The following is a 20,872-nucleotide window of genomic DNA, read 5'->3' as shown; positions in this document are numbered from 1 at the left end:
TGCTGTCTCGCCTGTTCAGCGCCGTATGACCAGGTCGTTTCATGATCTTTTCTCAAGTATCGGCAACGTGGCGGCCAACTAACGGCTTGATAACGGCACCTTCACGGAATGGGCCGGTGAGTGTCACAGTGGCAGCACCTCACCCCTGGTGTGAGGCACCTCGTCGGGCCTGCCGACCACGTGCCGTCGCCTCCGCGTGACGCCGCGTGGCCGTCAACCCTGCGCGGTGTCTTTCGTCGAGGGTGTGGTGCCCGGCGGATCGGTACCCCTGGGGTGTCCCGATTTCCTCTGCGGTAAACCGGCGACCTGTGGTTCGGGTCGTCGGTGGTGTCACCCCCCAAGCGTGCGTGAAACCCACGACGGAACCAGGTTAGAAAGAGGAGGCCCCTCGGAATGAGAGTCTCGAAGCGGGCGAGCGGCGCGCTCGCGGTGGGCGCGGCGTTCGCGCTCATCGCGTCCGGCTGCTCAAGCGGGAACAACGACGGTGGCGACGCCGGCGCCAGCAAGGACGGCGCCATCGTCATCGACGGCACCCAGCCGGAGAACCCCCTGGTTCCGGCGAACACCACCGAGACCGGTGGCGGCAAGATCATCGACTGGCTGTTCACCGGCCTGGTCGAGTACCCGAACAACGGTGGCGCGCCGCAGAACGCGCTGGCCGAGTCGATCGACACGAGCGACTCCAAGGTCTTCAAGATCAAGATCAAGCCGAACACCAAGTTCCACGACGGCACCACCGTCAAGGCCGAGAACTTCGTCAAGGCCTGGAACTGGGCGGCCTACGGCCCGAACGGCGCGCAGAACGCCAGCTTCTTCGCGGACATCCAGGGCTTCAGCGACACCTTCACCGAGGACCCGGACGGCCCGGACGGCCCGCAGAAGGCCCCGGAGCCCAAGGCCAAGGAGATGTCGGGCCTCAAGGTCATCGACGACACCACCTTCGAGGTCACCCTCTCCGCGCCGACCGCGGTGTTCCCGACCAAGCTCGGCTACAGCGCCTTCATGCCGCTGCCGGACGCCTTCTTCGCCGACCCGACGAAGTTCGGTAAGAACCCGATCGGTAACGGCCCGGTCAAGTTCGTCTCGTGGCAGGACGACGTCGAGATCAAGCTGACCCGCTTCGACGACTACAGCCTGCGCGACAAGATGAAGATCAAGGACGTCACCGTCAAGATCTACCAGGACGACACCGCCGCCTACAACGACCTGGTGTCGGGCAACCTGGACTTCCAGCAGCAGGTTCCGGTCTCCTCGCTGGCCGGTGACAAGTGGAAGAGCGACCTGGGCGACCGGGCGATCTCCTCGACCACCCCGGTGACGGGCATCATCGCCTTCCCGATCTACGACCCGAAGTTCAAGAACCCGAAGCTGCGTCGGGCGATCTCGCTCTCGATCAACCGGCAGGAGATCACCGACAAGATCTTCTTCGGTAACCGCAAGCCGGCCGACAGCTGGGCGAACCCGCTGACCCCGGGCGCCGAGCCGGGCAACTGCACCGCCTGCCAGTTCAACGTCGAAGAGGCGAAGAAGCTGCTCGCCGAGGCCGGTGGCTTCAAGGGCAAGCTGACCCTGTCCTACAACGCGGACGCCAGCCACAAGGAGTGGATGGAGGCCGTCGCCCAGCAGATCAAGACCAACCTGGGCATCGACGCGGTCGCCGTCGGCGTGCCGACCTTCGCGGTCTTCCGCCAGAACATCAACGCCCACAAGATGACCGGCGCCTACCGTGCCGGCTGGCAGCAGGACTACCCGGACGTGGAGAACTGGGTCAACCCGCTCTACGTCAAGGGTGGCTCCTCGAACGACGGTCTGTACAGCAACGACCAGGTGAACGCCCTCGCCAAGGAGGCCTCCGCGGCCCCCAGCCTCGAGGAGTCGCACAAGAAGTTCGCTGAGGCTGTCAAGATCATCGACCAGGACGTCCCGTCGATGCCGATCTACTTCGGTGGCCAGCAGTCCGGCCACTCGGAGAAGATCAAGAAGATGGAGCTGACCAACGTCGGCGAGCTCGACATCACCTCGGTCGAGCTCTGATCCGAACGGTCTGACCCCGGGTCGGGCTCGCCTACCGGTGAGCCCGACCCGGGGCCGTTCCGCGAGGGGGTGTACAACAGACCCCTCGCACGTTGTCACCATCCGTGTCGGCCGTCCGACGCGCCCCCTGTCTGGAGGACCACCCCATGGGCCGTTATCTCTTGAGACGGCTGCTGCAACTCGTGCCGGTCTTCATCGGTACGACGTTCCTGATCTACTGGCTCGTCTGGTCGGTGCCTGGCGACCCGTTCGCCGGCAAGTGCGGCGATCGTCCTTGCCCGGACAACTACGTGGCAATGATGACCGAGAAGTACCACCTCGACGACTCGATCTGGGTGCAGTACGCCACCTACATGAAGAACCTTTTCCAGGGTGACTTCGGCACCACGTTCAGTGGTCGCGAGATCAGCGACATCATCATGACGTCGTACCCGAACACCCTGAAGCTGGCGGTCGTCGCGCTCAGCATCGAGGCCATCATCGGTCTCGGCGCGGGCGTGCTGACGGGTCTCCGGCGAAACGGCTTCCTGGACAACCTGGTCCTGATCTCCACGCTCTTCCTGATCGCGCTGCCGGTCTTCGTCATCGGCTTCGTGCTCCAGTGGCTTATCGGCGTCAAGTTGGGCCTCGTCCGCCCGACGGTCTCCAACGACATGCCGATCACCGAGCTGCTCCTCCCCGGCTTCGTGCTGGGCAGCGCCTCGATGGCGTACATCGCCCGAGTGGCGCGGACCAGCATCGCGGAGAACCGCCGCGCCGACTACGTCCGCACCGCCATCGCCAAGGGCCTCCCGATGCGCCGGGTGGTCGGCGTGCACCTGCTGCGCAACTCGCTGATCCCGGTCGTCACCCTGCTCGGCACCGACCTCGGCGCCCTGATGGGTGGCGCGATCGTCACCGAGGGCATCTTCGGCATCAACGGCATCGGCCGCCAGGTGCTGCGAGCCATCGTCACGAAGCAGAGCGCTACCGTTGTCGGCATCGTGGTGGTGCTGGTGCTCGTCTACCTGGTGATGAACCTGCTGGTGGACCTGCTCTACGCCGCCCTGGACCCGAGGATCCGCTATGAGTGACCCGAGTACCGCGTCGATCGTCTCGACGCCGCCCGCGACCATGCCGACCGAGGCCGGTTCCGGCGCGCCCACGAACGCCGGCCTGCCGGAGAGCGCCCAGAAGCAGCACAAGCCGCGTGGCCTGCTCGGGGACGCCTGGCTCGACCTGCGCCGCAAGCCGCTGTTCTGGATCTCGGCCGCGTTCATCGTGCTGTTCCTGCTGATGGCGGCGTTCCCGTCGCTGTTCTCCTCCGGTGACGCGGTCAACGGCGCGCTGTCGCGCAGCCGGGTCGAGCCGTCGGCGGACGCCTGGTTCGGCTACGACGTGCAGGGCCGTGACGTGTACTCCCGGGTGATCTACGGCGCCCGCGCCTCGATCGTGGTGGCCGTGCTCTCCACCCTGGGCACCCTGCTGATCGGTGGCGCGATGGGCATCATCGCCGGCTACCGCGGTGGCTGGGTGGACGCGCTGCTCTCCCGGATCGCGGACATCTTCTTCGGCCTGCCGTTCGTGCTCGGCTCGATCGTCATCCTGACCACGTTCAACGGCGCGGGCACGGACAACAGCGAGTGGCAGATCATGGGCCTGGTGATCATGTCGCTCACCGTGCTGAGCTGGCCGGTGACCATGCGGCTGATGCGTTCCTCGGTGCTGGCCACCAAGGAGGCCGACTACATCGTCGCCGCGCGGGCGCTGGGTGCCGGCACCGGCCGGATCATCCTCAAGCACCTGCTGCCGAACTGCCTGGCTCCGCTGCTGGTGTACGGCACGATCATGGTCGGCTCGTTCATCGGCGCCGAGGCCACCCTGTCCTTCCTGGGCATCGGCCTGAAGACCCCCGTCGTGTCCTGGGGCATCATGATCAGCGAGGCGCAGAACTACATCCGGGTCTCGCCGTTCCTGCTGTTCTTCCCCGCCGCGTTCCTCGTCGCCGCCGTGCTGAGCTTCGTCATGCTCGGCGAGGCGGTCCGCGAGGCCCTCGACCCGAAGCTCCGATAGGGGAACTGAGTTGTCCGACATTCTCGTGACCGAGCAGTCCGCCGCGGGCGCCGACGGATCCGGCCGCCCCTCGGGCCGCCTGCTCGAGGTCGACGACCTGCGGGTGGAGTTCCGTACCCGGGACGGCGTTGCCAAGGTCATCAACGGGGTGACGTACCACGTCGACGCGGGGGAGACCCTCGCCGTGCTCGGCGAGTCCGGCTCCGGCAAGAGCGTCACTGCGCAGACGATCATGGGCATTCTCGACACCCCGCCCGGCTTCGTCACCGGCGGGCAGGTCCGCTTCCACGGCAAGGACATGCTCAAGATGTCCGCCGAGCAGCGGCGCCGGATCCGGGGTGAAGGCATTGCGATGATCTTCCAGGACTCGCTCTCCGCCCTCAACCCGGTTTTCACCGTCGGCTTCCAGATCGCCGAGCAGTTCCGCATCCGCCGCGGCATGAGCCGCGCGGACGCCAAGAAGCGCGCGATCGACATGCTCGACCAGGTGAAGATCCCCAACGCCAAGGGTCGGTACAGCAACTACCCGCACCAGTTCTCCGGTGGTATGCGGCAGCGCGCGATGATCGCGATGTCGCTGGCCCTCGACCCGGAGGTGCTGATCGCGGACGAGCCGACCACCGCGTTGGACGTGACCGTGCAGGCCCAGATCATGGACCTGCTCGGCGAGCTCCAGCGGGAGCGGCAGATGGGCATGATCCTGATCACCCACGACCTCGGCGTGGTCGCCGACGTCGCGGACCGGATCGCGGTCATGTACGCCGGCCGGATCGTCGAGGAAGCCGACGTGTACGACCTGTACGCCAAGCCGGCGCACCCGTACACCCTCGGCCTGCTCAACTCGATCCCGCGGATGGACGAGAAGGGGCAGGAGCTCCGCACCATCAAGGGCCTCCCGCCGAACCTGATGAACATCCCGTCGGGCTGCCCGTTCAACCCGCGCTGCCCCATGGCGCAGCCGGTGTGCCGGGAGAAGGTGCCCCCGCTGCTGCAGATCGGCCGCGCCCGGGCCAGCGCCTGCCACTTCGCCGAGGAGCTCGTGAACCGTGACTGAGAACATCATCGAGGTCCGTGACCTGGTCAAGCACTACCCCGTGACCAGGGGTGTGGTGTTCAAGAAGACCATCGGTCACGTCAAGGCGGTCGACGGCGTCTCCTTCGACCTGAAGGCCGGCGAGACGCTCGGCGTGGTGGGCGAGTCCGGCTGCGGCAAGTCGACGCTCGCCCGGGTGCTGATGAACCTGGAGCGGCCGACCGCCGGCCAGGTGCTCTACAAGGGCCAGGACATCTCCAAGCTCTCCGGCGGGGCGCTGCGGCGCCTGCGCCGGCAGATCCAGCTGGTGATGCAGGACCCGTACACCTCGCTAAACCCGCGGATGACGGTCGGTGACCTGATCGGCGAGCCGTTCGAGATCCACCCCGAGGTGGCCCCCCGGGGCAGCCGGCGGGGCAAGGTCAAGGAGCTGCTCGACCTGGTCGGCCTGAACCCGGAGCACATCAACCGGTACCCGCACCAGTTCTCCGGCGGTCAGCGGCAGCGCATCGGCATCGCCCGGGCGCTCGCCCTGCGGCCCGAGGTCATCGTCTGCGACGAGCCGGTGTCCGCGCTGGACGTGTCGATCCAGGCGCAGGTGATGAACCTGCTGGAGAAGCTCCAGGCGGAGTTCGGTCTCTCGTACGTCTTCATCGCCCACGACCTGTCGGTGGTGCGCCACCTCTCCGACCGGGTCGCGGTGATGTACCTCGGCAAGATCGTGGAGATCGGCACCGAGGACGAGATCTACGAGCGGCCGACGCACCCGTACACCCAGGCGCTGCTGTCGGCGGTGCCGGTGCCGGACCCGACGCTGCGGGACAACAAGGCGATCATCCGGCTCACCGGTGACGTCCCCTCCCCGGTCAGCCCGCCCTCGGGTTGCCGGTTCCGCACCCGGTGCTGGAAGGCGCAGGACGTCTGCGCCCAGGAGGTGCCGCTGCTCCAGATCCGGTCGGGCTCGGACCACCCGAGCGCCTGCCACTTCGCGAAGCCGCGGGAGATCGTGCCCACCCACGAGGCGGCCTGATCCCACCCGGACCGCCTGCCGGCGTCACCACGACGCCGGCAGGCGGTTCGTGCTATCCGGGCCCGGCACCCCTCACAGCGGGCCGCGGCCGGCGCGCAGCAGCAGCAGCGCCAGCTGGGTGCCGTCCGCACCGAGCGCCTGCCGGAACCGCTCCAGGATCTCCCGCTCCCGGGAGAGCACCAGGCGGGTGCCGCCGGAGGCCATCCGGGTGGCCCCGACCTCCTGGGACAGCCCGGCCCGCTCCTGCCAGAGCGCGATGATGGTCCGGTCGATCTCGTCGATCCGCTCCCGGATGGCCACGATCCGCTCGGCGGCCGCCGTGTCGTCGGTGCCGGTCCGGGCCGAGGCCGCCTCCGTCGGGTTCGTGCCGTTCGGCCGGTCGTGCCCCGCCAGGCTGCCGCTGGACTCCACCACGTCAGTCATCATCGTCGTACCCCTCGGGGTCTCGGGCCCGGTGCCCGGATCCCGGGACGAAAAAGCCCCGGGCTCCAGGAGCCCGGGGCTTTCGCAGGTCTTGTGATCAGGCGCGACCTACGGCTGCCGGACTCCCGGGGCCGTAGTAAAAGTAGAAGCGCTGACCGAACACGCCGTCGAGTATGCCGACCCGGGGGCGGCCGGCGCAAGGAAACCCACCAACCTGTGGGACGTGACGCCTTTGTCTCGTCCGGGCCCGCGCGCACCGGAGATGTCCGGCCGGCGGCATAGACTCGCCGTGCGATGCATCCTCTCTTTGACATCCCCGCGTCCCCGCCCGCACCGACCCCGCCGCACGGCTCCGGGGCCCGTGACGACGCCGGCCCGGCGGGCGGCCATGATTCGGCCTCCCTGCCGCCGGGCGACGCTCCGGGCCGGATGACGGCCGGTCCGTCGCCGCGCCGCGACCGGGTGCCGTCGGCCGGCCGACCGGGCCCGCAGGCCCTTCTCGACGGGCTGAACGGCCCGCAGCGGGACGCGGTCACCCACGCCGGCTCCCCGCTGCTGATCGTGGCCGGCGCCGGCTCCGGCAAGACCCGGGTGCTGACCAACCGGATCGCGTACCTGCTCGCCGCGCGGGACGTGCACCCCGGCGAGATCATCGCGATCACCTTCACCAACAAGGCCGCCGGCGAGATGAAGGAGCGGGTGGCCGCCCTGGTCGGCCCGCGCGCCCGGCTGATGTGGGTGTCGACGTTCCACTCGGCCTGCGTCCGCATCCTGCGGGCCGAGCACGAGCACGCCGGCCTGAAGTCGACCTTCTCCATCTACGACGCGGACGACTCCCGCCGGTTGATGCAGCTCGTCGCCCGGGAGCTGGACCTCGACCCCAAGCGCTACCCGGCGCGCGGCCTCGCCGCCCAGGTCTCCAACCTCAAGAACGAGCTGGTCGACCCGGAGGAGTTCGCCGGCCGGGCGAAGGGGCCCAACGAGCGGGCGCTGGCCGAGGCGTACACGCTCTACCAGCGGCGGCTGCGCGAGGCGCACGCGCTGGACTTCGACGACCTGATCATGACGACGGTGCACCTGCTCCAGTCGCACCCGCACGTCGCGGAGAGCTACCGGCGCCGGTTCCGGCACGTGCTGGTCGACGAGTACCAGGACACCAACCACGCCCAGTACGTGCTGATCAAGGAGCTGGTCTCCGGCACCGAGGGGATCCCGCCGGCCGAGCTGTGCGTGGTGGGTGACGCCGACCAGTCGATCTACGCGTTCCGCGGCGCGACCATCCGCAACATCCTGGAGTTCGAGCGCGACTTCACCGACGCCCGGACGATCCTGCTGGAGCAGAACTACCGCTCCACCCAGACCATCCTCAACGCCGCCAACGCGGTGATCGACCGGAACACCTCCCGCAAGCCCAAGCGGCTCTGGAGCGACGCCGGGGCCGGCGAGCAGATCGTCGGGTACGTGGCCGACACCGAGCACGCCGAGGCCGACTGGGTGGCCCGGGAGATCGACCGGCTGGTCGACGCGGGCGACACCCGACCCGGCGACGTGGCCGTCTTCTACCGCACCAACGCCATGTCCCGGGTCTTCGAGGAGGTGTTCATCCGGGTCGGCCTGCCGTACAAGGTGGTCGGCGGGGTGCGCTTCTACGAGCGCAAGGAGGTCCGGGACGCGCTGGCCTACCTGCGCGCGGTGGTCAACGACGACGACACGGTGAGCCTGCGCCGGATCCTCAACACGCCCCGCCGGGGCATCGGCGAGCGGGCCGAGGCGTGCGTGGAGGCGCTCGCCGGCCGGGACCGGATCTCCTTCGGCGCGGCGCTGCGCCGGGCCAAGGACGCGCCGGGGATCTCCACCCGCGCCGCCAACGGCATCGCCGAATTCGTCGCGCTGCTGGACTCCGCCCGCGAGCTGGCCGAGACCGGCACCCCGGAGGACGTGCTGGAGGCCCTGCTGACCCGCTCGGGCTACCTCACCGAGCTGGAGGAGAGCCTCGACCCGCAGGACGCCGGCCGGGTGGACAACCTCCAGGAGCTGGTCAGCGTCGCCCGGGAGTACACCGAGCGGATCGAGGCGCTGGGCGCCGACGGCGAGCGGGCCACCGTGGCCGGCTTCCTGGAGCAGGTGGCGCTGGTCGCCGACGCCGACCAGGTGCCCACCGACGACCCGGACCACCAGGGCGTGGTCACCCTGATGACCCTGCACACCGCGAAGGGCCTGGAGTTCCCGGTGGTCTTCCTGAGCGGGCTGGAGGACGGGGTCTTCCCGCACCTGCGCTCGCTCGGCGACACCCGCGAGCTGGAGGAGGAGCGCCGGCTCGCGTACGTGGGCATCACCCGGGCCCGGCAGCGGCTCTACCTGTCCCGGGCGGTCACCCGGTCGGCCTGGGGGCAGCCGGCGTACAACCCGCCGTCCCGGTTCCTGGAGGAGTTGCCGCCGGAGCTGGTCCGCTGGGAGCGCATCGAGGGGTCGTACACCTCGTGGGCCGGCGGGGGCGGCGGCGTCGGCGGCCGCGCGGACCGCACGCCCGGCGGGCGTGGCGGCTTCACCGGGGGTACGCCCAAGGCGGCGCAGCTCGCCAAGCGGCTCGGGGTGGACGCCAGCCGGCTGGCCACGGCGAGCGAGCTGAAGCAGGCGCCGAAGGTCGCGGTGGGGGACCGGGTCAACCACCAGCGTTACGGGCTGGGCCGGGTGCTGGCCGTGGAGGGGCACGGTCCGGGCGCCCGGGCGCAGATCGACTTCGGCGACCAGACCATGTGGCTGGTGCTCCGCCACGCCCCGATCGACAAGCTCTGACGACGGCGAGGCCCGGCCCGGCGGATCGCCGGACCGGGCCTCTCCTCGTGCCGTGGCCGTCAGCAGGCCACGTCGATGCCCCGGGCGCGCAGGAACGGCGCCGGGTCGATCTGGTTCCACATCGCGCCCTTGTGCACCTCGAAGTGCAGGTGCGGGCCGGTGGCGTCGCCGGTGGCGCCCTCGTAGCCGATGACCTGGCCGGCGCTCACCTTCTGGCCCACCTCGACGATCAGGCGGCTCTGGTGCGCGTAGTGGGTCAGGTAGCCGTTGTGATGGTCGATGAAGACCGAGTTGCCGTACCCGTCGCCGGCGTCGCCGGCCTTGACCACGGTGCCCGCGGCGGCGGCGTGGATCGGGGTGCCGGCGGGCATCGCGAAGTCGATGCCGGCGTGCAGGGTGCCCCACCGCTGCCCGTAGCACGAGGTGATCGTGGCGCCCTTCATCGGGATCACCCAGGTGGGCTTCGGCTTGCTCGTCTTCTTCGGCGTCGGCTTGGCGGTCGCCGTCGGCTTCGGGCTGGCCGTGGTCGGGCTCGGCGACGGGCTGACCGCGGTGGCGGACGGCGTGACCGGAGTGGTCGACTCGCGGACCGAGCGGTCGGCGCGGCGGGCGTCGGCGGCGCGGGCCTGGGCGTCGAGGTCCACCGCCGTCGGGGCCGGAGTGCCGTGGTCGGCGGTGGCGACGGAGACGCCGCCGAGGCCGAGGGCGACCAGGGCGGCCGCGCCGATGACGAGGTATGTGGTGCGCCGGACCGGGCGCTTGCGCCGGTGCCGGGCGGGGGCGTTCGGGGTGTTCTCGTTCTGGGCGGAGCTGTCTTCCTGCACGGGGACCTTCATCAGTCGAGGGGCACGTGACCTCGAAATACTGGTGTCGGCGCAGCCGGCGACGGGTAGTGACTCCGGTGGGCGGCCCGACCCGTCGCCGGCTCCCGGCCGGGCTCATGCCCGCGCGGGCGGTTTGTCCGGGAAGAGGATCATGCGGCGTCGTGCGGTCGCTCACATTTGCCGGTGTGACCCGGCAGACTTTCGCGCAACGAAAACCGCCCGGATCGAATGATCCGGGCGGTCAACGGGCGGTACGCAGCGTCAGGAGGCGGCTACCTCGTCGTAGATTGCCTCGACTTCGAGCTGGATGTCCACTCCGCGTTCCTTGAGGAACGGCACCGGGTCCAGCGGCTGCCCGTTGACATGGATCTCCAGGTGCAGGTGGGACCCGTAGGAGTGGCCGGTGTTGCCGACCAGCCCGAGCTGGTCGCCTGCCTTCACCTGCTGGCCTTCCTTGACGTTGATCGCCGAGGAGTGGCCGTAGATGGCCTCGCTGCCGTCCGCGTGCTGGACGATGACGGCGTAGCCGTACCCGCCGAACCAGCCGGCCTTGGTGACCGTGCCGTCGTGGACCGCCACGTACGGCGTGCCCTCCGGGGCGACCAGGTCGATGCCGGTGTGCAGCTTGCCCCAGCGCATCCCGTAGGGCGAGTTGAATTCGTAGCCGTGCAGCGGGAGCAGCCAGACGTCCTGCTCGGTCGACGTCTTGTCGATGCGGCTGTCACGGGTGGCGCGGTCGGCGGAATCCCCACGGGCCGTCACGTCCTGGCTGGTGATCGAGGCCTGCTTGAGCTCGTCGAGGGCCGACGGGCTGACGCTCTTGGCGTCCGGGAGGGCGTTCGCGCCGAGGGCGACGATGCCGGCTCCCACGAAGGCGGTGGTCACGACCGCGGCGTAGCGGCTCCGCGGGGGGGTGGGTACGCGGCGGCGGCCGCGATATCTATCGGGCTCAGACGACAGGCGCTGGCGCACGCACACCCTCCGTTGTCGGGGATCCGATGCGACCTCGAGCCGTTCGGTGAAGCTCCGCCGAACGTCCGGTGGCCGCGTCGTCACCCGTCCGTGGACCTGATGACAACCGTGGACACGTTAGCCAACCGCCACTCCAGTCACAAGCCGAAGCGCCGAATTGGCGTTTCATTCTGTCCCTTTCCGTCCGCTCTTGTCATGGCTCGTGCCGCCGGTCGGGTGGCCCGGTAACTGCCCGTTCGTCGCGCACAGTGACCGTTAGGCGGAGGCGTCCGGCTTCCGGGACGGCCCCTTCGACGCTATGCGCCGCCCCGGCCGTTCCCGGCACCCGGCCCCGCGTCCGCCGGCGTCCCCGCCCGGCCGCGTCCTCCAAGCGGCGTCCTCCAGCGCCCCCGGCCGTGTGCTCAGGGGCCCAGGGCCCCGCCCGGGTCGGGCCGGGGCCGGGGCGTCCGGCGGGGCCGAGGGCGTCCGGCGGGGCCGAGGGCGTCCGGCGGGGTGGAGGCGGCGGGTCCGGACCGGGCGCGGCGGGGTGGGGTCGGGTGAGCCGCGCCCCAGGGGTGCGGCCCGGGTTTCCGGCCCCGGCCCGGCCGGGTTACCGTTCGTTCAGGTGAGGAGTGCCCTAGCCGGCGAAAGGTGTGCGCTGATGAGCTCTCGTATCCGGGTCGTCGTCGCGAAGCCCGGCCTGGACGGCCACGACCGGGGCGCGAAGGTCGTCGCGCGCGCCCTGCGGGACGCCGGCATGGAGGTCATCTACACCGGCCTGCACCAGACGCCGGAGCAGATCGTGGAGACCGCCATCCAGGAGGACGCCGACGCGGTCGGCCTGTCCGTCCTGTCCGGCGCGCACATGACCCTGTTCAAGCGGGTGCTGGAGCTGCTCGCCGAGCGCGACGCCGGCGACATCGTGGTCTTCGGCGGCGGCATCATCCCGGACGCCGACATCCCCGAGCTGGAGCGGCTCGGCGTCGCGAAGATCTTCACGCCGGGTGCGACCACCCAGGCCATCGTGGAGTGGGTCCGGGAGAACGTCGCCCAGCCGGTCGCCTGACCGGCCGCGTCGGCCACGGGGCCGGTATCCGGACAGGGGGAGGGGCCGGACGCACCCCTCACACGCCCGGCCCCTCTATGCACGATGCCCCGCCGCCACCCCTCGACCGACAGGGCATCGGCCGTTTTTGTCGTCGCGCCGAACCAGCGCTCCGACATCAGACTCAACGACGCCCCCACCAGGGGGTTACGCCCATTCCCCAACATCCCCCGGACGGCTGAACCGCACCCGCCCCGCCCCCAGATCCGCGCTGATTCAGGGAAAGAGTGGCCATGGCGTGCCGGGAAGCCACTCTTTCCGGGAATCAGCGCGCTGCTGCCAGGTGGTCGTGGGTTGCGCGGGCGGTCGGTGGCGGGTGGGGTGGGGCCGAAGCGCCGGGTGGCTGTGCATTACCGCACACCGCGCACCCGCTCGGTTGCCCCCGGTTCCCATCTCGTTAGGCTGCGGCAAATGGCCTGTCTCATCCGATGACGGGCGTCAAACTGATTTCCAACGCTGGTGACGGCGCGACGGCGCGCCGTGGAGACGGGACGGGACGCGCAATCGTGGACCTGTACGAGTACCAGGGGCGGGACCTGTTCGAGCGGCACGGGTTGCCCGTGCTCGCCGGCGGCGTCGCCACTACCCCGGAGGAGGCCCGCGCGATCGCCGAGCGCCTCGGCGGCCGGGTGGTCGTCAAGGCGCAGGTGAAGGTCGGCGGCCGCGGCAAGGCCGGCGGAGTGAAGCTGGCCGAGGGCCCGGAGGAGACGGTGGCCCGGGCCACCGACATCCTCGGGATGGACATCAAGGGTCACACGGTCCACAAGGTCATGATCACCGTGACCGCGGACGTGGCCGAGGAGTACTACTTCTCGTACCTGCTCGACCGGGCGAACCGCACCTTCCTCTGCATCGCCAGCGTCGCGGGCGGCATGGACATCGAGCAGGTCGCCGCCGAGACCCCCGAGAAGGTCGTCAAGGCCCCGATCGACGCCAACACCGGCGTGGACGAGGCGAAGGCGCGGGAGATCGTCACCGCGGCCGGCTTCCCGGCCGAGGTCGCCGACCAGGTCGTCGAGGTCGCGGTCAAGCTGTGGCAGGCGTTCGTCGCCGAGGACGCCACGCTGGTCGAGGTGAACCCGCTGGCCAAGACCAAGGACGGCAAGCTGCTGCTGCTGGACGCCAAGGTCACCCTGGACGAGAACGCGGCGTTCCGGCACCCGGACCACGAGGCCCTGGTCGACCAGGCGTCGGTGGACCCGCTGGAGCAGGCCGCCAAGGAGAAGGACCTCAACTACGTCAAGCTCGACGGCGAGGTCGGCATCATCGGCAACGGCGCGGGCCTGGTCATGTCCACCCTCGACGTGGTCGCGTACGCGGGCGAGCGGCACGGCGGCGTCAAGCCGGCCAACTTCCTCGACATCGGCGGTGGCGCCAGCGCCGCGGTGATGGCGAACGGCCTGGAGATCGTGCTCTCCGACCCCTCGGTCAAGAGCGTCTTCGTCAACGTCTTCGGCGGCATCACCGCCTGCGACGCGGTCGCCAACGGCATCGTGCAGGCGCTGGCGCTGCTGGAGCAGCGGGGCGAGCAGGTCACCAAGCCGCTCGTGGTCCGCCTCGACGGCAACAACGCCGAGGCCGGTCGGGCGATTCTCGACGGCGCGAACAACCCGCTGATCGAGCGGGTCGACACCATGGATGGCGCGGCCGACCGGGCCGCCGAGCTGGCAGCTGCGGGGGTCTGATCATGGCTATCTGGCTGACCAAGGACTCCAAGGTCATCGTGCAGGGGATGACCGGTTCCGAGGGTTCCAAGCACACCCGGCGGATGCTCGCGGCCGGCACCAACGTGGTCGGCGGCACCAACCCGCGCAAGGCGGGCCAGACCGTCGACTTCGACGGCACCGAGCTGCCGGTCTTCGCGACGGTCGCGGACGCGATGAAGGAGACCGGTGCCGACGTCACGGTCATCTTCGTGCCGCCGCAGTTCACCAAGGCCGCGGTCATCGAGGCGATCGACGCCGGCATCGAGCTGGCCGTGGTGATCACCGAGGGCGTGCCGGTGCACGACACCGCCGCGTTCTGGGCGTACAACGTGGCGAAGGGCGAGCGCACCCGGATCATCGGCCCGAACTGCCCGGGCATCGCCTCGCCGGGCGCCTCCAACGCCGGCATCATCCCGGCCGACATCACCGGCAGCGGCCGGATCGGCCTGGTCAGCAAGAGCGGCACGCTGACCTACCAGATGATGTACGAGCTGCGGGACATCGGCTTCTCGACCTGCGTCGGCATCGGCGGTGACCCGATCATCGGCACCACCCACATCGACGCCCTGGCCGCGTTCGAGGCCGACCCGGAGACCGACGCCATCGTGATGATCGGTGAGATCGGCGGCGACGCCGAGGAGCGGGCGGCCGAGTTCATCAAGGCCAACGTGACCAAGCCGGTGGTCGGCTACATCGCCGGCTTCACCGCCCCGCCCGGCAAGACCATGGGCCACGCCGGCGCGATCATCTCGGGCTCGGCGGGCACCGCCGACGCGAAGAAGGCCGCGCTGGAGGCGGTCGGCGTCAAGGTCGGCAAGACCCCGACCGAGACCGCCGAGCTGATGCGGGAGATCATGTCCGGCCGCTGAGCGGTCGCGTGACGTGCCGAGGGGGTCGACCGGGTCCGGTCGACCCCCTCGGCTGTCTCACCGGTACCAGTAGGGGGTGTAGTAGTTGCCCCGGGCCCGGATGATCGCGCTGGCGATGAGGTTGATGACGCCGACCGCGATCGCCAGCCAGCCGAGCAGCGGCGACTTCCCGAATCGCCGGGCGTCCCGGATCGACAGGTAGCCGAAGACGATGCCCAGGATGCCGCAGCAGAGCAGGCCGAGGATGATGCCCAGGACGCCCCAGAGGGTGGTCCGGTCGCGGCCGGCGGCCGGCGGCGGTGGCGGCGGCGGATACGGAGCGTTCACGGCTTCCTCCGAGCGGTCGGTGCCGCGACAGGAAAGGTCGCGTCCTGGGCCGAGGCTAAACCGGATCAGCGCTGCTGAGCCGCTGGATCAGGGAACTCGCCGCGGTCCGGAGGCGGTATCGGACTGCCGCCGCGGGCGCGACGTGCCAGAGTAGAACCTGATGTCACCCGTCACCCCCGAAAAGCCCCATCGCCCCGCCACCGGGGTCACCGCCGACGCCCGGCCCACCGGCCGTGCCGGAGCGGCGCGCCGGGTGCCCGCGCCCCGGTCGGGGGAGGGCCCGCGCGGTCGGGCGCCGCTGCCCGTCGCCGCCGGGGTGGCGGCCGGGTGGGCCGCCCTGACGTCCTGGCTGCCGGTCACCCTCGTGCTCGGTCTGGCGCAGCTCACCGAGGACGCCGGCTCGCTGCCCGGCGCGCTGCGCGCCGGCCTCGCCGGTTGGCTGCTCGGCCACGGGGTGCCCCTGGAGACCTCCGCCGGCCCGCTCGGCCTGACCCCGCTGGCCCTGACGGCGCTCGCCGTCTGGCGGCTCACCCGGGCCGGCGTGCACGTCAGCCGGGCGATCGGCGCCCGTGGTGGGCGGTCCCCCCGCCAGGCGCTCACCGTCGGGGTCGCCGTCGGCCTCGGGTACGCGCTGCTCGGCGTCCTCGCCGCGATCACGGTCAGCGCCGGCGGCCTGCGCGTCTCCCCGGTCCGGGCCGGGGTCACCTTCGCCGTGGTCGGCGCGCTCTCCGCCCTGGTCGGCGCGGTGCGGACCACCGGCGTGTCGGGGCTGCTGGCCCGGCGGTCCGCGCCGCCGCTGCGGGACGGGATGCGTACCGGGCTGGTCGCCGGGCTGCTGCTGCTCGGTGCGGGCGCGGGGGCGGCCGGGCTGGCGGTGGCGACCGGCGGCGGCGACGCCGCCGACATGATCGGGGCGTACCGGACCGGGGTGGCCGGTCAGGCCGGCGTCACCCTGGTCAGCCTCGCGTACGCCCCGAACGCCACCATCTGGTCGGCCAGTTATCTGCTCGGCCCCGGGTTCGCCGTCGGCACCGACACGGCGGTCCGGACCAGCGAGGTGTCGGTGGGCGCGCTGCCGGCCGTACCGCTGCTCGCCGGACTGCCGCGCGGCCCGGTGGACGGGCTCGGCGCGGCGCTGCTCGCGGTGCCGGTGCTGGCCGGGATGGCGGCCGGCTGGCTGCTGGCCCGGCGGCTGCTGCGGATCGCGGCCGAGGAACGGGTGGCGGTGGGCTGGCCGGCGCTGCTGGTCCCGGCGGCGCTCGCCGGCCCGGTGGCGGGCGTGCTGGTCGGCGTGGCCGCCGCCATCTCCGGCGGCTCGCTCGGCGGCGGCCGGCTGGCCGAGATCGGTCCGGTGTGGTGGCAGGTGGCCGGCGTGGCCACCCTGGTCGTCGCGGTGGGTGCCGCGATCGGCGCCGCCGCCACCCGCACCCTCACCCGCGTCACCCCCACCCCGCGCCCACCCCGCCCCCGCGCCTCCCACCCCCCGCGCCCCGCCGCCGAGTCGCGTTGATCAAGGAGTTCGCGTCAGGAAACGGCGGCCGACTCCTGACGCGAACTCCTTGATCAATCGCAGCGGGGGGCCGACATGGGGGAGGGGGGCGCCGGTCGTGCCGGGCGCCCCCCTTGGGCGGGTTCGGGTCAGGAACCGAGGTTGCTCAGGTTGATGGCGGCGCCGGCGATCGCGTTGATGATGCCGATGACGAGGCCGATGCCCCCGCAGATCAGTGCCGCCTTGGCCTGGCCGCCGTTGGTCGCCTCACCGGTCTGGACCTTCTTCTGGCCCATGAAGCCGAGCACCACGCCGGCGATGCCGGCCGGGATGCCGATCAGCGGGCAGCAGAGGCCGAGCACGATGGACGCGATGCCGGCGATCATGCCGATCAGGCCAAGGTTGTTGTTCTGGCCCTGCGCCTGCGGGTAGCCGGCGGCCGGGTACTGCGGCGCGGCGCCGTACGGCTGCTGCCCGTACGGGTCCTGGTACGGCTGCTGGCCGTAGGGCTGCTGCTGCCCGTAGGGCTGCCCGGAGGTCGGCTGGCCGTACGGCTGTCCGGAGGTCGGCTGCTGACCGTAGGGCTGGCCGGAGGTCGGCTGCTGGCCGTACGGCTGTCCGGAGTTCGGCTGCTGCCCGTACTGCGGGGCCTGCGGCGGCTGGGCGTACGGGTCCTGCCCGTACGGCTGGCCCGAGGTGGGCTGCTGGCCGTACTGCGGGGCCTGCGGCGGCTGGGCGTACGGGTCGTACTGCGGGGAGGTCGGGTCCTGAGGGGGCTGCTGCTGGCCGTACGGGTCCTGACCGGGGTAACCGGGCTGCATTGCTCAGTGCTCCTCAAACTGGGGGTCGACGGTCCGTGGTCGGTTGCTGCCGCTCATCATTCCGCCCAGCACCGGGACGCCGCGGCACACGGGCCCGGGACCAAGGTCACGATGTCGACGCCGGGCCGGCGGGGAGGCCGGACACCGGGCGACGGCAGCGTATCGTGCCGATGCCACCTCGGAGATCACCGCGGACGCGGCCGCCCGAGCGCTGGACCTCCCTCCCGGCCCGATAGGGTTGCGCCGTGACCGAGCCCGCGTCCGTCGCCCGCCTCGTCGTCCTCGTCTCCGGCTCCGGCAGCAACCTCCAGGCGCTGCTGGACGCCGCCGCCGACCCCGGGTACGGGGCGCGGGTGGTCGCCGTCGGCGCCGACCGCGACGGGATCGCCGGCCTGGACCGGGCCGCCGCGGCCGGGGTGCCCGCCTTCGTCGAGCGGCTTAAGGACCACCCGACCCGCGAGGACTGGGACAAGGCGCTCACCGCCCGGGTGGCCGAGCACGAGCCGGACCTGGTGATCAGCGCCGGCTTCCTCAAGCTGGTCGGCCCGCACTTCCTGGCCGCGTTCGGCGACCGCTACCTCAACACGCACAACACCCTGCTGCCGGCGTTCCCCGGCATCCACGGCCCTCGGGACGCGCTCGCGTACGGCGTCAAGGTCACCGGGGCCACCCTGTTCTTCGTCGACGCCGGGATGGACACCGGTCCGATCGTCGCCCAGGTCGCCGTGCCGGTGCTGGACGACGACGACGAGGAGACGCTCACCGAGCGCATCAAGGAGGCCGAGCGGCGCCAGCTCGTCGAGCAGGTCGGTCGGCTGGTCCGTCAAGGTTGGACGATCACCGGCAGAAAGGTCACCGTTCCGTGAGCACCTCAGAGGACGCGCGCCGCCCGATCCGGCGGGCGCTGGTCAGCGTCTACGACAAGACCGGCCTGGTCGAGCTGGCCCGGGCCCTGCACGAGGCCGGGGTGGAGATCGTCTCGACCGGGAGCACCGCGTCGACCATCTCCGGTGCGGGCGTGCCGGTGACCCCGGTCGAGCAGGTGACCGGCTTCCCGGAGATCCTCGACGGCCGGGTGAAGACGCTGCACCCGAAGATCCACGGCGGTCTCCTCGCCGACCTGCGCAAGGACGCGCACGCCGCCCAGCTCGACGAGCACGGCATCGCCGGCATCGACCTGCTGATCTCCAATCTCTACCCGTTCCAGGCCACGGTCGCCTCCGGCGCGAGCCAGGACGAGTGCGTCGAGCAGATCGACATCGGCGGTCCGGCGATGGTCCGGGCCGCGGCCAAGAACCACGCGTCGGTCGCCGTGGTGACCGACCCGGCGGCGTACCCGGCGCTGCGGGCCGCGCTGGCCGAGGGCGGTTTCACGCTGGCCCAGCGCCGCGCGCTGGCCGCCTGCGCGTTCGCCGACATCGCCGAGTACGACGTGGCGGTCGCCGAGTGGTTCGCCACCACCGTGGCGCCGGCCGCCGACGGGTGGCCGGAGTTCGCCGGCCTGTCGCTGCGCCGGCAGGCGGTGCTGCGCTACGGCGAGAACCCGCACCAGGCGGCGGCCCTGTACGCCGACCCGGCCAGCCCGGCCGGCCTGGCCCAGGCGGAGCAGTTGCACGGCAAGGAGATGTCGTACAACAACTACGTCGACGCCGACGCCGCCTGGCGGGCCGCGAACGACTTCCCGGAGCAGCCGGCGGTGGCGATCATCAAGCACGCCAACCCGTGCGGCATCGCGGTCGGGGCGGACGTGGCAGAGGCGCACCGCAGGGCGCACGCCTGCGACCCGGTGTCGGCGTACGGCGGCGTGATCGCGGTGAACCGGCCGGTGAGCGTCGAGCTGGCGCGGCAGGTCGCGGAGATCTTCACCGAGGTCCTGGTGGCCCCGGGCTTCGACGAGGGCGCGGTGGAGATCCTCCAGGCCAAGAAGAACATCCGGCTGCTGCGTGCCCCGGAGTTCGCCCCGCTGCCGGCGGAGTGGCGGCAGGTCACCGGCGGCGTGCTGGTGCAGTCGCGGGACCGGATCGACGCCGAGGGCGACGATCCGGCGAACTGGCGCCTGGCCACCGGCGAGGCGGCCGACGAGGCCACCCTGCAGGACCTGGCGTTCGCCTGGCGGGCGGTGCGGGCGGTGAAGAGCAACGCGATCCTGCTGGCCAAGGACGGCGCCACGGTCGGCGTCGGGATGGGCCAGGTCAACCGGGTGGACTCGGCGCAGCTCGCGGTCAGCCGGGCCGGCGCCGACCGGGCCCGGGGCGCGGTCTGCGCGTCGGATGCCTTCTTCCCGTTCGCCGACGGCCCGAGGATCCTCATCGAGGCGGGCGTCCGGGCGATCGTCCAGCCGGGCGGCTCGATCCGGGACGAGGAGACCATCGCGGCCTGCAAGGAGGCCGGCGTGACCATGTACCTCACCGGCACCCGGCACTTCTTCCACTGATCACCAGGCACGAACAGGGGCGCGGCCGACGGGGCCGCGCCCCTGTTTCATTTGTTGACACTCCGATTCGGAGCGATGTCACGAGCCGAGGGCTGACCAGCCGAAAGTACGACTGCTCGCCCGTTGCCCGGTTGTGAAAGTTGTTGCTAGCGTTGTCCCGCAGCAAGCGATCGACCCTCCCCGTTCTCGCCGCCGCCCGCTCCCGCCCGTGGCCACCGCCCCGCGCGAGCTGCCGCCCCTCCTCCCGACAGGTTGCCCATGCGCGTACTCGACCGGTTGACCGCCGTCGTCGTCGCGTTGGCGTTCGTCCTGGCCGGCCTGGGGGTGCCCGTCCGCGGCGAGACCCTTCAGCCCGGCGCGGTGGTCACCGCCGCGCACCGGTCGATCGTCCACGACGGCCCGTCCGTTCTTCCTCCGGACGGACGGTCCGGGCGACGACTCCAGCTCGGCGCGTCTGACGCCGCGCCGCGACCTGGAGCCGTCGTCGACGCATCGGCCGCCACGCCGGGCCGTCCCGCCCCGCCCTCCGGCGACCCCCGAGCCGTCGGCGCGCGCCTCACGCACCCCGACGCTCCGTCGGAGCTGTGGACGGAAGTATCCGGCGGACCCGGTGGTGATCACCGCGCCGGCGTCGTGACCAGCGACGGACCGGACGATCTCCTTCCGGCCGTGCCCCTGCGCGTCGGTGGCGCCCCGCACTCGGTGGCCGCCCCGCCCCGCTACCGGGAGCCGGCCGTCTCGCTGCCGCCGCACGGCAGCCTGCCCAGCCGGGCCCCGCCGGCTCTCGCCTGACCCTTCCCGCACCACCCGACCGGCCGCGACTCCGGTCCCGCCCGGGGTTCGACTGTTCCCGGTCAGGGCACGGCGTCAGCCGCGCCGAGCCGGCATGGTCGCAGTCGGCCGAGGTCGACCGCGGACGGTCTCCGTCCGATCACGAAAGCGCCACGAGGCGTCATCCGTCGCCCCGTGGTTTCCCAC

At 71.4% G+C, this 20,872-nt stretch carries 18 protein-coding genes; 13 read left to right on the top strand and 5 right to left on the bottom strand.

Annotated features, from left to right (window positions below; all coding sequences use genetic code 11):
• Positions 1-393: 393 nt before the first annotated feature.
• From ACGFI9_RS27090 to ACGFI9_RS27070, 5 genes are all read left to right on the top strand, one after another.
• On the top strand, positions 394-2,034 hold the full coding sequence (locus ACGFI9_RS27090; RefSeq protein WP_393182245.1) for an ABC transporter substrate-binding protein: 1,641 nt from the start codon (positions 394-396) through the stop codon (positions 2,032-2,034).
• A 146-nt stretch (positions 2,035-2,180) separates the two neighbouring features.
• Positions 2,181-3,107, top strand: a complete 927-nt coding sequence (locus tag ACGFI9_RS27085) for an ABC transporter permease (RefSeq protein WP_393182243.1) — start codon at positions 2,181-2,183, stop codon at positions 3,105-3,107.
• Positions 3,100-4,086 carry an ABC transporter permease gene (locus ACGFI9_RS27080; protein ID WP_393182241.1) on the top strand — a complete coding sequence of 329 codons (987 nt, stop codon included), beginning with the start codon at positions 3,100-3,102 and terminating at the stop codon, positions 4,084-4,086. The genes ACGFI9_RS27085 and ACGFI9_RS27080 overlap by 8 nt, the downstream gene beginning before the upstream one ends.
• Before the next feature lie 25 nt (positions 4,087-4,111).
• Positions 4,112-5,140: an ABC transporter ATP-binding protein gene (locus ACGFI9_RS27075; RefSeq protein ID WP_393182491.1), complete on the top strand. Its 1,029-nt coding sequence runs from the start codon at positions 4,112-4,114 to the stop codon at positions 5,138-5,140.
• Complete coding sequence (locus ACGFI9_RS27070) at positions 5,133-6,149, top strand: ABC transporter ATP-binding protein (RefSeq protein ID WP_393182239.1); 1,017 nt, start codon at positions 5,133-5,135, stop codon at positions 6,147-6,149. Before ACGFI9_RS27075 ends, ACGFI9_RS27070 begins: the two co-directional genes overlap by 8 nt.
• 72 nt (positions 6,150-6,221) lie before the next feature.
• Here the strand turns inward: ACGFI9_RS27070 and ACGFI9_RS27065 are convergent, their stop codons facing one another.
• Positions 6,222-6,575 carry a chorismate mutase gene (locus ACGFI9_RS27065; protein ID WP_393182238.1) on the bottom strand — a complete coding sequence of 118 codons (354 nt, stop codon included), beginning with the start codon at positions 6,573-6,575 and terminating at the stop codon, positions 6,222-6,224.
• 291 nt (positions 6,576-6,866) lie between these two features.
• Between ACGFI9_RS27065 and pcrA the strand changes: the two genes are divergently transcribed.
• Positions 6,867-9,368 (top strand): DNA helicase PcrA, encoded by a 2,502-nt coding sequence (pcrA, locus tag ACGFI9_RS27060; RefSeq protein WP_393182236.1) that lies wholly within the window; start codon positions 6,867-6,869, stop codon positions 9,366-9,368.
• Between the two features lie 59 nt (positions 9,369-9,427).
• Here the strand turns inward: pcrA and ACGFI9_RS27055 are convergent, their stop codons facing one another.
• Positions 9,428-10,204, bottom strand: a complete 777-nt coding sequence (locus ACGFI9_RS27055) for a M23 family metallopeptidase (RefSeq protein WP_393182234.1) — start codon at positions 10,202-10,204, stop codon at positions 9,428-9,430.
• 249 nt (positions 10,205-10,453) lie between these two features.
• On the bottom strand, positions 10,454-11,164 hold the full coding sequence (locus ACGFI9_RS27050) for a M23 family metallopeptidase (RefSeq protein WP_393182232.1): 711 nt from the start codon (positions 11,162-11,164) through the stop codon (positions 10,454-10,456).
• Between the two features lie 640 nt (positions 11,165-11,804).
• Here ACGFI9_RS27050 and ACGFI9_RS27045 point away from each other — a divergent pair.
• The 3 genes from ACGFI9_RS27045 to sucD all read left to right on the top strand — a co-directional run bounded on the left by ACGFI9_RS27045 (position 11,805) and on the right by sucD (position 14,823).
• Positions 11,805-12,209, top strand: a complete 405-nt coding sequence (locus tag ACGFI9_RS27045; protein ID WP_393182230.1) for a cobalamin B12-binding domain-containing protein — start codon at positions 11,805-11,807, stop codon at positions 12,207-12,209.
• A 545-nt stretch (positions 12,210-12,754) separates the two neighbouring features.
• Complete coding sequence (gene sucC / locus ACGFI9_RS27040; RefSeq protein WP_393182229.1) at positions 12,755-13,933, top strand: ADP-forming succinate--CoA ligase subunit beta; 1,179 nt, start codon at positions 12,755-12,757, stop codon at positions 13,931-13,933.
• 2 nt (positions 13,934-13,935) lie between these two features.
• Positions 13,936-14,823 carry a succinate--CoA ligase subunit alpha gene (gene sucD, locus ACGFI9_RS27035; RefSeq protein ID WP_393182227.1) on the top strand — a complete coding sequence of 296 codons (888 nt, stop codon included), beginning with the start codon at positions 13,936-13,938 and terminating at the stop codon, positions 14,821-14,823.
• Between the two features lie 57 nt (positions 14,824-14,880).
• Here sucD and ACGFI9_RS27030 read toward each other — a convergent pair whose 3' ends face one another.
• Positions 14,881-15,150, bottom strand: coding sequence for a DUF4190 domain-containing protein (locus tag ACGFI9_RS27030; RefSeq protein ID WP_393182225.1), 270 nt, complete (start codon positions 15,148-15,150; stop codon positions 14,881-14,883).
• Positions 15,151-15,310: 160 nt separating this feature from the next.
• Between ACGFI9_RS27030 and ACGFI9_RS27025 the strand changes: the two genes are divergently transcribed.
• Positions 15,311-16,660, top strand: coding sequence for a DUF6350 family protein (locus ACGFI9_RS27025; RefSeq protein ID WP_393182223.1), 1,350 nt, complete (start codon positions 15,311-15,313; stop codon positions 16,658-16,660).
• 128 nt (positions 16,661-16,788) lie between these two features.
• On the opposite strand, the gene ACGFI9_RS27020 is transcribed toward ACGFI9_RS27025, so the two are convergent.
• Positions 16,789-17,460: a DUF4190 domain-containing protein gene (locus ACGFI9_RS27020; RefSeq protein ID WP_393182221.1), complete on the bottom strand. Its 672-nt coding sequence runs from the start codon at positions 17,458-17,460 to the stop codon at positions 16,789-16,791.
• Positions 17,461-17,705: 245 nt separating this feature from the next.
• Between ACGFI9_RS27020 and purN the strand changes: the two genes are divergently transcribed.
• The 3 genes from purN (at position 17,706) to ACGFI9_RS27005 (ending at position 20,686) form a co-directional block, all read left to right on the top strand.
• A complete protein-coding gene (purN, locus tag ACGFI9_RS27015) occupies positions 17,706-18,326 on the top strand; it encodes a phosphoribosylglycinamide formyltransferase (RefSeq protein ID WP_393182220.1) in 621 nt (206 codons plus the stop codon).
• Positions 18,323-19,894 (top strand): bifunctional phosphoribosylaminoimidazolecarboxamide formyltransferase/IMP cyclohydrolase, encoded by a 1,572-nt coding sequence (gene purH, locus ACGFI9_RS27010; RefSeq protein ID WP_393182218.1) that lies wholly within the window; start codon positions 18,323-18,325, stop codon positions 19,892-19,894. The genes purN and purH overlap by 4 nt, the downstream gene beginning before the upstream one ends.
• Before the next feature lie 258 nt (positions 19,895-20,152).
• Positions 20,153-20,686, top strand: a complete 534-nt coding sequence (locus ACGFI9_RS27005) for a hypothetical protein (RefSeq protein ID WP_393182216.1) — start codon at positions 20,153-20,155, stop codon at positions 20,684-20,686.
• Positions 20,687-20,872 lie beyond the last annotated feature (186 nt).

Source organism: Micromonospora sp. NPDC048930, from assembly GCF_043197935.1.
Taxonomy (GTDB): Bacteria; Actinomycetota; Actinomycetes; order Mycobacteriales; family Micromonosporaceae; genus Micromonospora.
Note: the sequence above shows the minus strand (reverse complement) of the source record. Positions and strands in the feature narration are given on the sequence as shown.